This window comes from Paraburkholderia sp. Ac-20336, from assembly GCF_017105025.1.
Classification (GTDB): domain Bacteria; phylum Pseudomonadota; class Gammaproteobacteria; order Burkholderiales; family Burkholderiaceae; genus Paraburkholderia.
Map to the genome: position 1 here is coordinate 1 of NZ_JAAGPS010000325.1, position 336 is coordinate 336.

Annotated in this window: 1 pseudogene; it reads right to left on the reverse strand. The window is 49.7% G+C overall.

The annotated features are described in order from the left end of the window. Positions 1-336: pseudogene (locus GXB81_RS31270) on the reverse strand (hypothetical protein); the annotation flags it as partial.

Below are 336 nucleotides of genomic sequence, written 5' to 3' on the forward strand. Positions count from 1 at the left end.
GGGAATCAGGTGGTAGTAGTTGACGATAGACAAAATCGACAGTGTCGGGGTCACCCCCAATGATTACGCCTCGAGGTGAAAAGTAGGAGCTTCGCTCGTTACGCACACCGTCAATCGATTCGCCTCTGACCACGCGATGCAGGTTCAGCGTGGCCTCATAGCTTTCCTTCGGTATGTCGGTCGTCGTCAGGCTGTCAATACCAATCATGACTGTTTTGACACTCGGCTTTCCGTCAACAAGCAGTAGCTTGTCGAACCGGAAATCAACCGTCACGTTCTTCTGAAGGAAGTATGTATATTCAACAATGATGTCTTCAGGCGAGCTATATGACACTG